A 13,070-nucleotide genomic window follows, 5' to 3' on the forward strand; every position below is an offset into this window, starting at 1 on the left:
TGGTGATGTTGTTTTAAAAAAAGTAAAAAATAGATATTAATCTATTTAATGGCGTTCATAAATCTTTCTTTGATTTCAACAGGTGTCAAATCAATAATCGGTGCAGATGAATTGCCTGCTTCAGTTTTAAAAACAATAAAGCTTGCATCATCACTTTTAATAATGTCCTTTAGATTGATGTCTTCAAAATTGTAGCTGTTTTTAAAGCCAACGCTTTCAGCTATTTTGCATAAATCAATCTTTTGAGCGTAAGTATCCTGATTGCCTGTTGAACCGTAGGCACCATTGTCAATAACAATCCATGTAAGGTTTTTTGGATTGTTTGCAAAAATGGTTACCATTGAACCCATATTCATTAAAAGAGACCCGTCTCCATCAATAACGACAACATTTTCATCCGGTTTTGACAATGCAAGACCGAATCCTATTGATGAGGCAAGACCCATTGACCCGATCATATAGAAGTTTTTGTCACGGTCGTTGATTTCATATAACTCTCTTGATGGAAATCCTATGTTGCATACAACAATTTCGTCATCAATGTATTCCATAATTTCATAGATTGCTTCAAATCTTGCCATGTTATCACCAATATTTAATTTCCAAAAGTATGCTTACTGGTTTTCCTTCTTCAACGGATAAATCCCAGGAATTTCTCACGTCCACATATGCCGCATCAGGTGTTGCAGGTTTAAAGAATTTAAAATTCATGGCCTCAAGAATCAATGGTGTTGACTCTCCCATCGGAACCTGTCCGCAGATGTTTTCCCCTTCTGTTCCCCTATGGCTCATTATCATAAGCAAAGGAAACTCATACAGTTCTGTCAATGATTTCAGTGCATTGATTGAGTTTCCAAGACCGGAATTCTGCATTAATATGGCTGTTCTTTTACCTCCAAGAAAAGCCCCGGCACATATTCCGATACCTTCCTCTTCACGTGTAACCGGGATGTGTGTGATTTCTTCATCCTCATCAATCATATTTAATAATTTTGATAGGTTTACGCATGGAACACTAACGATAAAGTCGATTCCCGCATCTTTAAGTCCGTTATAAATAGCTTCACTACTATCCATTTTATCACTTCATTAAATAGTATATTTTAATATTATAAAAATATATTTAAATTATTTTCATTCAGTAATTTTTAGTTTATGTTAGTATTAATGGTATATTTTCTTTTTAATTAATGTACATTTTAATACATTTGGTTTAATTAATAGTAACCTTTTTATTTAACTTTAAACTTATATACAATCATGTTTGATAAACTACCTATTTCTTCCAAAACAGAAAGGATTCTCTCCAAAGCATTGGATGAACCTATCAGTGTTGAAGAGGCAAATCATTTAATGAATATTAAAGGACATGATTTGTATCCTTTACTAGCAACAGCCGATTATTTACGGCAAGAAATCGTTGGAGACAACGTAACATTCATTAATAACTGTAATATCAATTTTACCAATGTCTGCAAGGTCAGATGTGGTTTTTGCGCATTTGGAAAAGATGCTGATGACCCTGAAGCATATATCCTGAATGATGAACAGATTTTGGAAAAGGCCAGGGGAGCTGTAGCCAACGGCGCTCGTGAATTTACATTAATGGGAGGTGTACTTCCTGATGCAGACATAGAATACTATGAACATCTTCTGACACTTCTTAAGGATGCACATCCTGACGTTATGATACACGGATTTTCACCAACAATGATTAGTGATGCATGCAAGGTTTCAGGAATTGATGTTGCTGAAGGCTGTGAAAGATTGAAAAGCGTAGGTTTGGACACTTTACCTGGTACAGCTGCAGAAATATTGACCGACCGCTCAAGGGAGATAATTTGTCCTGAAAAGGTAAGCGTAAGCGAATGGGTGGATATAGTTAAAACAGCACATGAAGTCGGAATTCCAGGTTCTGCAACAATAATGTACGGACATGTTGAGACCTTGGAGGAAAGGGTGGAACATATTGATGTTATCAGACAATTGCAGGAAGACACTCATGGATTTACCGAGTTCATTCCTATGACATTTATGCATGAATACTCTCCAATCTTTTTAGAAGGTCAATCAGACCTTGGAGCTACAGGAACACAGGATTTAAAGTTATATGCAGTTTCAAGACTGATGCTTAGAGATTTAATTCCAAACATTCAGGTGTCCTGGGTGAAAATGGGATTCAGATTCGCACAGGTATCACTGACTGCAGGTGCAAATGATTTGGGTGGTACTTTAGGTGGGGATGAACTGTCTGCAGCTTCTGGTGCTCCTGACGGTGTTGAAGCATCAATAGGAACTTTGGCAAGAATGGTTGAAGATTTAGGAAGAAATCCTATTGAGAGAAATTCCAAATATACTGAATTTTATCCTATTGATTCAGGCATTAAAATGCCTTCAAAATAATTTTTAGTGATGTTATGAAGAAATTTATTGTTATTGACGGTTTGGATGGGTCTGGAAAAGACACTCAGGTTAATCTGCTTGCTGAAGCATATCAGAAGAAAGGACGTGAGGTTACTGTCAGATCCCATCCCTGCAGTGACAATAAATTTGGTAGAAAATCAAAACAGGCGCTTTTAAAAACAGGAAAATATAATAAAATTAAAGCTACAGTCTATTTCGGTCTTGATGCAATCAGGTCAGTTCAGATGTATTACTATAACAAGGATGTTGATGTAGTAATCTTTTCAAGATATATTCTGGCTGTAATGTATCTTCCAAATGTTGTCAACACAATTGTCTATAAAATAGTTGCTTTTATTCTTCCGACATCTGACTGCATGTTCTTTTTGGACATCACTCCTGAAGAATCCTTAAGGCGTATCGGCTCACGTGATGAGGAAACTGAAATGTTTGAAAATATAGATTCACTTAGGGAAAACAGGGAAAAATCACGTAAGTTCACATATAACTGGAATGTGGTTTCAGCAGATGACGCTCCGGATGTCATTTCCGAAAAAATAGTGGCCAAATGTTTCCAGACAGATTAATCTTACAATACTTCTTTTATGCCGTCGCTTGTAATAATCATCAATGAATTAAGATTTTTAAGGACAACTGAAATGATTGGATGGGTTTGGATGTCCTTGTGCATGAAAATTAGCTCCTGGTCAATTATATCAATCCAGTTTACATGATAGACTACAATTCCATTTACAATCAGGCCCAGATATTCAGGCACGAATCTGTTTTCATTAATCTCTTCAAAGTATTGGTTTTTTCTTAAAGTTTCTCTTAATACTTTATCCATATTAAACACCTTTTCTTTCATAAACGAATTTAGGAACTGCCTTGTCGAATGGGTCAAAGGTTTCTCTGTTTTTAACTTCCATGCATTTCATGCTTACCTTTGAGTGTAATGATGAAGGAAGTCTTAAAATCCTTTTCAAGTCAATTGATACCTTTGCATCAATTGTTGCAAGATTTACTCGAGCCATAGCTTCAACAAAGTTTTTATATCTTCTTGGACCGATATCTCTTTTGAACAATCCCCAGTTATCCTCTTCAAGGTGGTGTCTTGATGCCATAATGTCTTTCATAAGTTTGGGATTGATTCCGTCCAGCTTTTCATTACCGACCAGATGCTGAACATTGAATTTGACTTTATCGGTGAATATCTTTGAGTATCCTATAGGAATTGAGAAATGCTCGAAGTTAAAGCTCTTGTTTGAAATTTCAGAGTTGATGAACTGGGATTTCGGAACTTCTGCTCCTGCAACATACTTCAATACTTCTGATCTCAGTTCACTGTTTGCAAGCATCATTTCATCATCTAGTATTCTGATGTGATATCCTCTTCCGGAATATATCAGATGTATGTTTTTAAGACCCAAATCACCTTCAAGAGTATCAATTAGAGAATTAACAATTTCCAAAGCTTCACCAAGACAGGTTTCACAGACTCCGTCACATTGACATGACCTGATTGGAATGTCCTTTGCATCAACGTCAAAAATGTATTCGGCCTTCAGCCAGTCTTCCCTTCTTCGGGGATTGTTGTAAAAAGCTACTGATATGTATGCTGCAAAAGGCGCCTTGTATCTGAGGAATTTCCTTAAGGATTCTGTTCCTCTGAAGACTTTGTATCTGTCGTTAGGTCCTCTTCCGTTGTGGTCAAAACCGAATTCTCTTTTTTTAATGTCTTTGGCGATGAATTCAGGTAAGTCTGAAGGGTCCCATTCTTCACGATAATATTGCCTTCGCTCTTTGATTGTAGCTTTTGAAAACATGATTAATAGTTTATTTTTAAAGTATTTATTATTTGGCTAAGTGTGATTTTGCACACTTTTATAAATTATGTAAATTAATATAATCACATGGAAGAGTTTGTTGAAGTTATAGGTGTGGAACATTTGAAAACTGTCCTGTCAAGTTTGTCTCCTGAAGATATTGTAAAACCGGCTTATGAAAACTGGATGCCGGGCATAAAAACAGGTCATACCATCGTGAATCTTGAAACAGGCAACGTTTACGGTATCTCTGTGGATTTGAACGAGCTTCATTTCGTAACAGAAATGTATATTGAAATATTTACAATCAAGTCCAGTGAATATCCTATTGATGAGCAGGAGCTCTTTTCACCCCATGAATATGAGGAGTTTCTGGAGTTCAGCAGCGACGATCCGTGCGAGTACATTCCGGATATCATATCTGATTTTTGTGAAATGAAGGGAATTGATGAGCATGAACGTAAAATCGGACTTTTAGCCTATAATTTTGAAAAAAATGAGCAGGCAAACTATAACATGTGGGAATCTAAAATATTAAACAAATATTATGATGCGATAATTGAAGACCACAATCCTTTCAAGTTTTCACACTCAAGCATCTGATTTTTAATTAAATCAAATATGTATTCTTGTTTTTTAAAAAAATTATTATAACTATTTTAACAAAATATAACTATGAAAATTTCTTTGGAACCTACTTTAATTCCTTATAACAAAAATAAGGATTCTTCTTTAAATGTTGTATATTCCAGTTTAAATTTTTCAAAATCAAAAATTCACACATTATCGTTAAGAGAGGGTTTCGATTCAAATCTGTTATTCTTAGCAGCTACCTGCATTGCATTAACCAAATTCACTAACACATCAGATATTTTCATAAATACCAAATTTACAACTGATAGAGAATCAAAACATGTTTCATTGCACTTTGCTGAAAAAAACAGGAATATAACTGTTTATGACTACATAAATAAATTAAGCGAAAACATATCCGACTCATCACAAGACTCCTTAATTCAGGAGCTCCATTTCAACCATGTTTTCAATGATTATTTAGAAGATGAAAAACACATGTCCTTAATGATTTGTGAACATTCACAGTTATATTCATTAAAATTAAAATTTGATGCCAATAAGTATACTTATTCCTATATTCATTCTTTTTCACGAAGCATTAAAAAGATATTGAATGGTACAAGCCAGAAGCTGAAGGAGTAGTGTTTGTTGATGCCAAAAATACCAGTAAAACATGCCACAAATGCGGCCATATAAATGAAAATTTAGATGTGAAAACACGAGATTGGATTTGCCCGAAATGCGGTGAAAAATTAGATAGGGATGTCAATGCTGCTATTAACATACTTAACCGGTGGAACCCCGGGGGATTGCCTAGAAAGCACTCAATAAACGATTGAGTAATAAAAATAAAACTCTAGGAATCCTCATCCTTTATAGGATGGGGTGGTTCAATTTTTGGACAATTTATTCCTCTTTTGGAGCTTCCTTATCAAGCTGGAATTTTTTACGCCCATAGCATGATAAAGGATTGTTTATTCCTTTACATGACTTGTCGGGATGGCACAGTTGCGGAAGGTGTATTTTTATTTTCTCACAGCTCATTGGAGTATACCATTTGGTTTCTCCTTCGTGGTTGATGTCTACCCTGTCGTGCATTCCAAAGCCAAGTTTTGAAATGATATTGATTTTTTCCTGAGGTTGGTCTTCAAATAATGGTGGTGTACAGTTGTCTGCAGCATCAAAAATCAATGGTAAAATCTCATTTTCAGTAATGCTTAAATCAGGATCCATATCTGAAACCTTAACGCTTTCATCTGATGCGAAAATTCTGGGATATAATCTTGCATATGAAGCAAATGATGTTAAAAGAAGTACAATTGCATCGTTACGACCTCCTGAAGATACTCCGTCAACGGTTGCCTGTATGCATGGTGGAAATGCGTCAGGATTAAGTTTTCCAGCCTGAACGGTACCGTAGATTCCTCCGCTTCCGGCATAATACTGGTTGTATTTGCTGATTTCTTCAGGTATGAAGTCCTTAAGATTCTCTCCGATTTCTATGATTGCAGGATGTATTTCGATTCTGGCTGACATTTCCTTGATTCTTGCAATGTATTCTTCTGTTTTCTGCATTATCAGTCTTGAAAGGATTTGTTCCTTTACACTGTCTCCGATTAATATGGAATACATTCTCTCAGGACTTCTGTCTGTAAATTTGTCACTGAAACGTTCAAGAAAATCATCCTGCTGAAGAATTATTTCGCCGTTGTCGATAAGTAAATCTGTGAGCTTTAATTTTTTTGTTGAAACAACGTCTCTCAGGGATTTCCAGTTGATTGACCCGTCGACTTTGACTTCATCCATAACCTCGTCAATGATTTCAGCTCTTGACATTGGAGGTATTTTTGCAAGTCTTTCTAAAATGAGTGTTCCCTGTGATTCAACGAAAAGCCTGGTTTCGCGTGAACCTGTATTGAACTGAATAGCTATGGCCTGGCATAAGATGTGAAAAATAACAACGTCCTGCATGAACAGATCTGAATTGGTTAAAAATTCAAATTCGGCTTGTGTGTAGTTTTTGTTGTTCTTTTTTTCAATTGCCCACTGTATGCGTTTCATGGCATAATCAGCATATGATTTAGGAATCAGGGAATCATCGGATATTCTCTGGTTTGTGGTGTGGGTAATGGTATCAATCATTGATTCGTCTTCTTCAAAAATCTGGTTTAAATCACCGTATTGCCTTACGATTTGTCTTCCTTCATTTGACAACGGGTTGATATATGAAACTTCAGCCATGTTTTTAACTTTTTATTTCATGTTTTAAATAGCTAACTCATTTTAAAAAGCAATATTGATTTTTCTTTTTAAATTTGGCTTGTTTTGATTTTATTTTTCAAAATTTTATTTCTGGTATATATAACACTGTTAAAAATAATACTTTATTATATATAAATTACATAATTATATCATGTTTAAAATAATTAAGGAGAAAAGTTAAATGTCTAAAATTTTTATTTCATGTGCACTTCCTTATGCAAATGGTCCATGTCATTTAGGCCATATACGTTCTACATATTTGCCTGCAGATATCTTTGCAAGGTACAACAGAATGATTGGAAATGACGTGCTGATGGTTTGTGCTACCGATGAACATGGAACTCCAATTGCAGTTAAGGCGGATAAAGAGAATAAAAAACCTATTGAAATTTCCAAAAGATATCATGACATGATTGTCAGCGATGTAGAATCAATGAACATCTCTTTGGATAATTTCACAAGAACTACTGATGAAGCTCACTATGAAATTGCTAAGAATTTCTTTAAAAAGTTATACGATGACGGATATATCTACAGGGAGGACATCCAGCAGTTATACTGTCCGAACTGTAACAAGTTCCTTCCGGACAGGTATGTTGAAGGATTATGTCCTGTATGCGGTTCCGAAGCTAGAGGAGATCACTGTGAAAAATGTGGTAAGGCACTGAATCCTACAGAACTTGACGAGCCACACTGTATCACATGCGGAACAACTCCTATAATCAAGGACACTTTCCAATATGCATTCAAATTGTCCGAATTTGAAGATGAGTTAAAAGACTACATTAACAATAACGAAAACCTGCCTGCAAACGTTAAAAACTATGCGTCCAACTGGCTTGAAGAAGGACTTACCGACTGGATTTTAACCCGTGATATGGATTGGGGTATTCCGGTACCGTTGGATGAAGCGAAAGGTAAAGTATTGTACGTTTGGATTGAAGCATTCCTGGGTTATATCTCATCTGCATCACAATGGTCAAAGCAATCCGGCAGTAAATGGGAGGAATACTGGAATGACTATGTCGTTCACTTTATCGGTAAGGACATCATCTACCACCACTCAATATTCTGGCCGGGACTTCTTAAAGCATACGGATGCAAACTCCCTGACATGATTTATGCAGGGGAATTCCTGTCACTGGAAGGCGAAAAGATGTCAACAAGTAAAAATTGGGTTATATGGATAGCTGATTTCGTAAAAGACTATGAACCTGATTTGCTCAGATATTACCTGACAATTAACGCTCCTCTAAACAAGGATTCAGACTTTTCATGGGATGATTTCCAGAGAAGAAACAACGATGAACTTGCAGATGTAATCGGAAACTTCCTGCACAGGACATTTGTTTTCACCAAAAAGCAGTTCGACAGCAAAATCCCGGAATACGCAAATCCTACTGAAGAGGATGAAGAATTCAGACTTGCAATAGAAGAACTGCCTGACAAAGCCGGCCAATACATTGCAAACTATGAATTCAGAGAAGCATTGCTTGAAATATTTAAGGTAGCTAAAAAAGGAAACAAGTATTTCAACGACGCTGAACCATGGAAAGCAGTTAAGGAAGACAAAGTCAAAGCCGCAAACTGCCTATACTTATCCAATCAATTGGCAAAAACATTGGCCTACATGTTAAAACCGTTCCTTCCAACAAAAGCGGATAAAATAGCTGAAATAATGAATCTTGGAAGCTTGGATAATTGGGAAGATGCAAAAGTTGCATTGCCTACAGGCCATGAAATAAACAAGGCAAAACCATTATTCAAAAAGATTGAAGATAAAGAAATAGAAGCTCAAAAAGCTAAACTAAAAGAAAACTTAAAAGAAAATGAGGATGAAACTATGAGTGATTTAGTAACAATAGATCAATTTGACGAATTTGTAATAAAAATAGGTGAAGTTAAAGAAGCGGAAAAAATCGAAAAATCCGATAAATTATTAAAACTGCAAGTGGACTTGGGTGAAGAAAAACCTAGACAAATCGTTGCAGGACTTGCTAAATTCTATGATGCTGAAGAGCTAATCGGAAGAAAAGTATGTGTTGTAGCTAACCTTCAGCCTGCAAAACTATTCGGAACATTATCCGAAGGAATGATTTTGGCAACCGGTGCATCAGGAGCATTGCTCTCACCGGATGAAAATGCTGAAGTCGGTGAAAGAATTCAATAAATTTGATTTAAATGGAAGAATCTGTCCTGGTAAATAAAGCCGAGAACTACCTGAAAGAAATTGCAAATGATTCAATTAGTTTGGATAAGATTGAAGATTTTGACAATTTCAAAAATCTTTATTTTAAGCTAGTTGACAGATTGGACTATCTTCAAAGATTGAAAGACGACATGGATGCACAGGGATACACCACCCCTTTCACATCCTTAAACAGATACGGAACAAAAGCAGTAAACGAAGTATCTCTTGAAGAAGTTGGTGAAAACAGCCGTCACAACCAGATTTTCAGAATGAAGGCAAACTCCAAAAAGAATATTCTTGACAGAGTCAAATCCGCAATCGATTCACATAAAATCGCCATTGGAAACCTTGAGCAGTTCGGATATGTAAAGTGCAACAACTGCTATAAGAAATACTCCATTGAAGAGTACAGAAAAAGGGATGCAACATGCACATGCTCAAGCAAAGGATTTACATTCAAAATCAACAAGGAGGCAACTCACCGTATTGATATCATTCCGTTCCTGCCGTTGTCAGGAAATTACATGGTTCTGATGAGTGGATTGTCTAATTATGGTCGTGATTCATTTAAGCAGGTTTTAAACATGCTCAAACAGGAGCGTAAAGGTGTCGTAAAGACAATTTCTCTTGTCATCAGATTCAGGGATAAGAACAATCGCCTAATCAGAAAAAACGTTTCACTTGGCTCAGAGCATGTCAACAATTATGAAGAGGAATTAAGGCGGATTTATGGTCGAAATGTAAGGATAGAAGCTTTAAGGTTCCATAGAACTAAACCTGCAATAATCGACGACAAGCATGCAAGAACAGCTCTTGCACTTGCATACGTAAAGTATGCAGAGTCAATCATCCATGAAATAAAAGATGACATATTGAAAAGAAGACTGGCTGACTTCAAGCGAATGAACAAATACTTTGAAATCAATGCAAAGTATGAAAATGAAACTCCTGATTTTTTAGACAAGTATGACCTCAATGCAATAGATGCCTGGAGACAATCCAAAATACAGAAAGAACTTCAGAAATTGAATTATGTAGACCGGTTCGGCAACATCAAAAGGTCTTTGAGTCGTGATTTGAAAATCAGGGAGTCAATATATAACAACAACTTAAAAAACATCGCATCAGCTATTATAATGTGGGATATTTTCAGATATTATATGACCACATCAAACAATGCCCGTAAAATCACAACAGGTCCTTTCCCGTATATACGTGTAGAGCTTGACCGTGAGCAGAGAAAAGTATTTCAGACAACCTACAAAAAGGTAATAGAAACACTCACCAGTTTCACAGACCTTAAGATTATTCCTGTTCCTGAAATGGATTTGCTTCTTTATGAAAAGTTCAAATTCGAAAAGCAGTCCCGCAATTCAAACATCAAATTCAATTATACCGCTCTTGGAGCTGCACTGATACACCAGAACTCAGATATTGAACTTGAAGAAATCAGTAATGCATTCAATATCAATGAATCCCGTGTTAAAAAGGAAATTAAACATATTGAACAGATCAGAAATCCGAAAAGCGATAAGTCCAAGAAATTCCTGGATTTAATTAAGAAATAGTGATTATATGGATGAAGATTTAACCACAATTCATATAACAAAGGCCCTATCATCATCAATGATTGTTGAGCTGATAGAGAAATACCCTAATTTAAATGAGATCACCTGTTCTCCAAGCGTTTATAATAGAACTTCCCAGACATATATCGATGCATTAAGCCAATTGGATATTGAAGTGGTTAAGGAATATAACTGGGGTGCCAAATCAAAGACCAATGGGGCCGAGTTTGAAGTTCTTGAATTGTCAAACCAGGGTTTGAAACCAAAAGAAATATCCGAAAAGTTAGACATCACCCTTAATCGTGTTTATTATTTGCTTAGAAAATGCAATGCTAATTTTGATAACAGAAAACGTAAAAATAATCATGAAGATGTTAAAAACCTTAAAGATGAAGGCTTATCTGCAAAAGAAATTTCAGATAAACTGAATATTCCTTTAAGAAGCGTTTATTATATATTAAATAAAAAATAATTGTGATTTAATCATATTCTATTTTTTTCACAGTAAAGATTATATATTATGTTTTAATCATTACAATTTTACTAATTGACTTCAACAAGCTTTAAATTCTATATTAAATAATATATTCGTAGTTAAAAAGCCTTTAATATTATTAGGGGGTAGATAAATATGATTTTTGTTAAATTTAACAGATATTTATTTGCTAATTGTAGCAGTTTTTCCATACGCTTCTACGGTGTTCCCTCATTTCATCTCTTGGAGGTGAGAAAGGTGGAGTTAATTATCTTCATGATTGCAACATATAGTTTTAATTTTGTTTCAGTAATTAAAGCTATTAATGTTATTGTTGATTGAAGATAATATCTCAGTTTCACCTCCAGTTTAGGCAATTAAATATTATCAAAATATCAATGATAGTCATTTGAAATCATTAATGATTTCGTGGAGGCTTTTTCCCTTAGATATCATTATTTAATTGCCTTTTTAAAAAAATAATCAAGTTTATATAGGACATTCCATAAATTATTACATAGAAATTTACTTTTCAGTAAACTTCTGAGAGATGAAATTATTTAATGTCTGTATGGAATATTGTGGAGTTTTTCTCTGCAATAAGACATTAAATTGAACTTTTTTGAAAACACTCAAAACTACAATAAAAATTATCAGACTGACATTTCATGTGTGGTGAATATTGTTAATGGCACATATGATGCATATAAAAATCAGTATACAGCAATTGAAGATGATTTTATAAGTGCTGTTGGAACATATCTAATTTGACTGTACAGATTAAAGCAGCTAATGTAAATACTGTTTACAATGGAGGCAAATACCTGACTGTCACTATTGGGATGTTTATGGCATTACTAAAGTTACCTTGAAAGTCAAAGGTAAGATATACTATGTAAAACTAATTCCAGGGTAAGGTTACCTTTAAAATTACCAAATTGACTAAAAAAGGTAAGTTCACCGCAACCATCAAGTATGCAGGAAGTAAGTATTACAAATCAAAATCTGTAACTGCAAAAATTACTGTTAGGTAGATGGAAAATTCATCTACAAACCTTATTTTTTTTTACAATGCTCATTAATAAGTACTAAAAATTAATATCTGATATTGTGCTTTTTGAGAGTCATTTTGTAATAATAATTAAATACTCTAAAAAAGATAATAATTAATGTAAAAAGCATTTTGCTTTTTTCAAGTTTCACTTGAAAAAGTGGGTAATTAATTTAAGGGAGGAAAAAACATGGAAAGAAATCAGGCAGCAGGAATATTATCCATAATTTTAGGATTAATTTTTATAATTTGTCCTGTTTTTAGTACATTAGCATTGACTGTTCTTATCGGATTAAGTTTAATATTCCTTGGTATTGTATTGATATTAAGCGGATTTACAGCATTCAATATTATTATTGGTATTCTTGCTATTATAGTTGGGGCTGCATTTACATTTAACATTGCCGCATTGGCGATTCTTTTCTCATTGCAGTTCTATGTAATCGGTATCCTACTGATTTTAGCAGGTATTGTTGGCCTTTTCTCAGGTCCACAAATGTCAAAAATTGCTTCTATCTTGATAATAATATTCGGTATTATTTCATGTGCTCTTGGAGGACTTTCAATCGATCAGCCATTATTTGCTGCAATCCTTATTGGAGTAAGTTTAATTGTCAAAGGTGTAAGTTTATATCTTGAATAGAAGTCGATAAGCAATCTTTACGATTGCTTTTATTTTTTATTTTTTAAATTTATACTTTTTTTTAGTAAAAATTGA

General features: G+C 34.7%; 15 protein-coding genes. 10 read left to right on the top strand and 5 right to left on the bottom strand.

The genetic code is table 11. The annotated features are described in order from the left end of the window. Window positions 1-41 precede the first annotated feature (41 nt). Window positions 42-581 carry a sulfopyruvate decarboxylase subunit beta gene (comE, locus tag E7Z81_RS04090; RefSeq protein ID WP_292744602.1) on the bottom strand — a complete coding sequence of 180 codons (540 nt, stop codon included), beginning with the start codon at window positions 579-581 and terminating at the stop codon, window positions 42-44. Window positions 582-585: 4 nt separating this feature from the next. Then, on the bottom strand, window positions 586-1,077 hold the full coding sequence (gene comD, locus E7Z81_RS04095) for a sulfopyruvate decarboxylase subunit alpha (RefSeq protein ID WP_292744604.1): 492 nt from the start codon (window positions 1,075-1,077) through the stop codon (window positions 586-588). Window positions 1,078-1,260: 183 nt separating this feature from the next. Here comD and cofH point away from each other — a divergent pair, with 183 nt between their 5' ends. Then, window positions 1,261-2,403, top strand: a complete 1,143-nt coding sequence (gene cofH / locus E7Z81_RS04100) for a 5-amino-6-(D-ribitylamino)uracil--L-tyrosine 4-hydroxyphenyl transferase CofH (protein WP_292744606.1) — start codon at window positions 1,261-1,263, stop codon at window positions 2,401-2,403. A 14-nt stretch (window positions 2,404-2,417) separates the two neighbouring features. Then, window positions 2,418-2,990 carry a thymidylate kinase gene (locus tag E7Z81_RS04105; RefSeq protein WP_292744608.1) on the top strand — a complete coding sequence of 191 codons (573 nt, stop codon included), beginning with the start codon at window positions 2,418-2,420 and terminating at the stop codon, window positions 2,988-2,990. A 2-nt stretch (window positions 2,991-2,992) separates the two neighbouring features. Here E7Z81_RS04105 and E7Z81_RS04110 read toward each other — a convergent pair whose 3' ends face one another. Both E7Z81_RS04110 and priS read right to left on the bottom strand, forming a co-directional pair. Then, on the bottom strand, window positions 2,993-3,250 hold the full coding sequence (locus tag E7Z81_RS04110) for a hypothetical protein (RefSeq protein ID WP_292744609.1): 258 nt from the start codon (window positions 3,248-3,250) through the stop codon (window positions 2,993-2,995). A 1-nt stretch (window position 3,251) separates the two neighbouring features. Beyond that, window positions 3,252-4,229, bottom strand: coding sequence for a DNA primase catalytic subunit PriS (gene priS / locus E7Z81_RS04115; RefSeq protein WP_292744611.1), 978 nt, complete (start codon window positions 4,227-4,229; stop codon window positions 3,252-3,254). 87 nt (window positions 4,230-4,316) lie between these two features. Between priS and E7Z81_RS04120 the strand changes: the two genes are divergently transcribed. The 3 genes from E7Z81_RS04120 to E7Z81_RS04130 all read left to right on the top strand — a co-directional run bounded on the left by E7Z81_RS04120 (window position 4,317) and on the right by E7Z81_RS04130 (window position 5,644). Next, on the top strand, window positions 4,317-4,832 hold the full coding sequence (locus E7Z81_RS04120) for a hypothetical protein (protein ID WP_292744613.1): 516 nt from the start codon (window positions 4,317-4,319) through the stop codon (window positions 4,830-4,832). Between the two features lie 72 nt (window positions 4,833-4,904). Further along, on the top strand, window positions 4,905-5,447 hold the full coding sequence (locus E7Z81_RS04125) for a hypothetical protein (protein WP_292744615.1): 543 nt from the start codon (window positions 4,905-4,907) through the stop codon (window positions 5,445-5,447). Further along, window positions 5,447-5,644 carry a zinc ribbon domain-containing protein gene (locus E7Z81_RS04130; RefSeq protein WP_292744617.1) on the top strand — a complete coding sequence of 66 codons (198 nt, stop codon included), beginning with the start codon at window positions 5,447-5,449 and terminating at the stop codon, window positions 5,642-5,644. Before E7Z81_RS04125 ends, E7Z81_RS04130 begins: the two co-directional genes overlap by 1 nt. Window positions 5,645-5,711: 67 nt before the next feature. Here the strand turns inward: E7Z81_RS04130 and priL are convergent, their stop codons facing one another. Then, window positions 5,712-7,046 (bottom strand): DNA primase large subunit PriL, encoded by a 1,335-nt coding sequence (priL, locus tag E7Z81_RS04135; RefSeq protein WP_292744619.1) that lies wholly within the window; start codon window positions 7,044-7,046, stop codon window positions 5,712-5,714. Window positions 7,047-7,248: 202 nt separating this feature from the next. On the opposite strand from priL, the gene metG reads away from it, so the two are divergent. The 5 genes from metG (at window position 7,249) to E7Z81_RS04160 (ending at window position 12,995) form a co-directional block, all read left to right on the top strand. Next, window positions 7,249-9,237, top strand: coding sequence for a methionine--tRNA ligase (metG, locus tag E7Z81_RS04140; protein ID WP_292744621.1), 1,989 nt, complete (start codon window positions 7,249-7,251; stop codon window positions 9,235-9,237). An 11-nt stretch (window positions 9,238-9,248) separates the two neighbouring features. Next, complete coding sequence (locus E7Z81_RS04145; protein ID WP_292744623.1) at window positions 9,249-10,826, top strand: DUF530 domain-containing protein; 1,578 nt, start codon at window positions 9,249-9,251, stop codon at window positions 10,824-10,826. A 7-nt stretch (window positions 10,827-10,833) separates the two neighbouring features. Continuing rightward, the gene (locus tag E7Z81_RS04150; RefSeq protein WP_292744625.1) at window positions 10,834-11,298 is read left to right on the top strand and encodes a hypothetical protein; all 465 of its coding nucleotides are present in this window, start codon (window positions 10,834-10,836) and stop codon (window positions 11,296-11,298) included. Window positions 11,299-11,913: 615 nt separating this feature from the next. Beyond that, window positions 11,914-12,072 carry a hypothetical protein gene (locus tag E7Z81_RS04155; RefSeq protein WP_292744627.1) on the top strand — a complete coding sequence of 53 codons (159 nt, stop codon included), beginning with the start codon at window positions 11,914-11,916 and terminating at the stop codon, window positions 12,070-12,072. Between the two features lie 470 nt (window positions 12,073-12,542). Next, a complete protein-coding gene (locus tag E7Z81_RS04160) occupies window positions 12,543-12,995 on the top strand; it encodes a DUF308 domain-containing protein (protein ID WP_292744629.1) in 453 nt (150 codons plus the stop codon). Window positions 12,996-13,070: the final 75 nt, after the last annotated feature.

Source organism: Methanobrevibacter sp. (assembly GCF_015062935.1).
In the GTDB taxonomy this organism is placed as follows: Archaea; Methanobacteriota; Methanobacteria; order Methanobacteriales; family Methanobacteriaceae; genus Methanocatella.

Coding starts and splice junctions, on each gene's coding strand:
- E7Z81_RS04145 (WP_292744623.1), top strand. CDS start 9,249: ATGGAAGAATCTGTCCTGGTAAATAAAGCCGAGAACTACCTGAAAGAA.
- E7Z81_RS04105 (WP_292744608.1), top strand. CDS start 2,418: ATGAAGAAATTTATTGTTATTGACGGTTTGGATGGGTCTGGAAAAGAC.
- comE (WP_292744602.1), bottom strand. CDS start 581: ATGGCAAGATTTGAAGCAATCTATGAAATTATGGAATACATTGATGAC.
- E7Z81_RS04120 (WP_292744613.1), top strand. CDS start 4,317: ATGGAAGAGTTTGTTGAAGTTATAGGTGTGGAACATTTGAAAACTGTC.
- E7Z81_RS04160 (WP_292744629.1), top strand. CDS start 12,543: ATGGAAAGAAATCAGGCAGCAGGAATATTATCCATAATTTTAGGATTA.
- priL (WP_292744619.1), bottom strand. CDS start 7,046: ATGGCTGAAGTTTCATATATCAACCCGTTGTCAAATGAAGGAAGACAA.
- cofH (WP_292744606.1), top strand. CDS start 1,261: ATGTTTGATAAACTACCTATTTCTTCCAAAACAGAAAGGATTCTCTCC.
- E7Z81_RS04150 (WP_292744625.1), top strand. CDS start 10,834: ATGGATGAAGATTTAACCACAATTCATATAACAAAGGCCCTATCATCA.
- priS (WP_292744611.1), bottom strand. CDS start 4,229: ATGTTTTCAAAAGCTACAATCAAAGAGCGAAGGCAATATTATCGTGAA.
- metG (WP_292744621.1), top strand. CDS start 7,249: ATGTCTAAAATTTTTATTTCATGTGCACTTCCTTATGCAAATGGTCCA.
- comD (WP_292744604.1), bottom strand. CDS start 1,077: ATGGATAGTAGTGAAGCTATTTATAACGGACTTAAAGATGCGGGAATC.
- E7Z81_RS04125 (WP_292744615.1), top strand. CDS start 4,905: ATGAAAATTTCTTTGGAACCTACTTTAATTCCTTATAACAAAAATAAG.
- E7Z81_RS04110 (WP_292744609.1), bottom strand. CDS start 3,250: ATGGATAAAGTATTAAGAGAAACTTTAAGAAAAAACCAATACTTTGAA.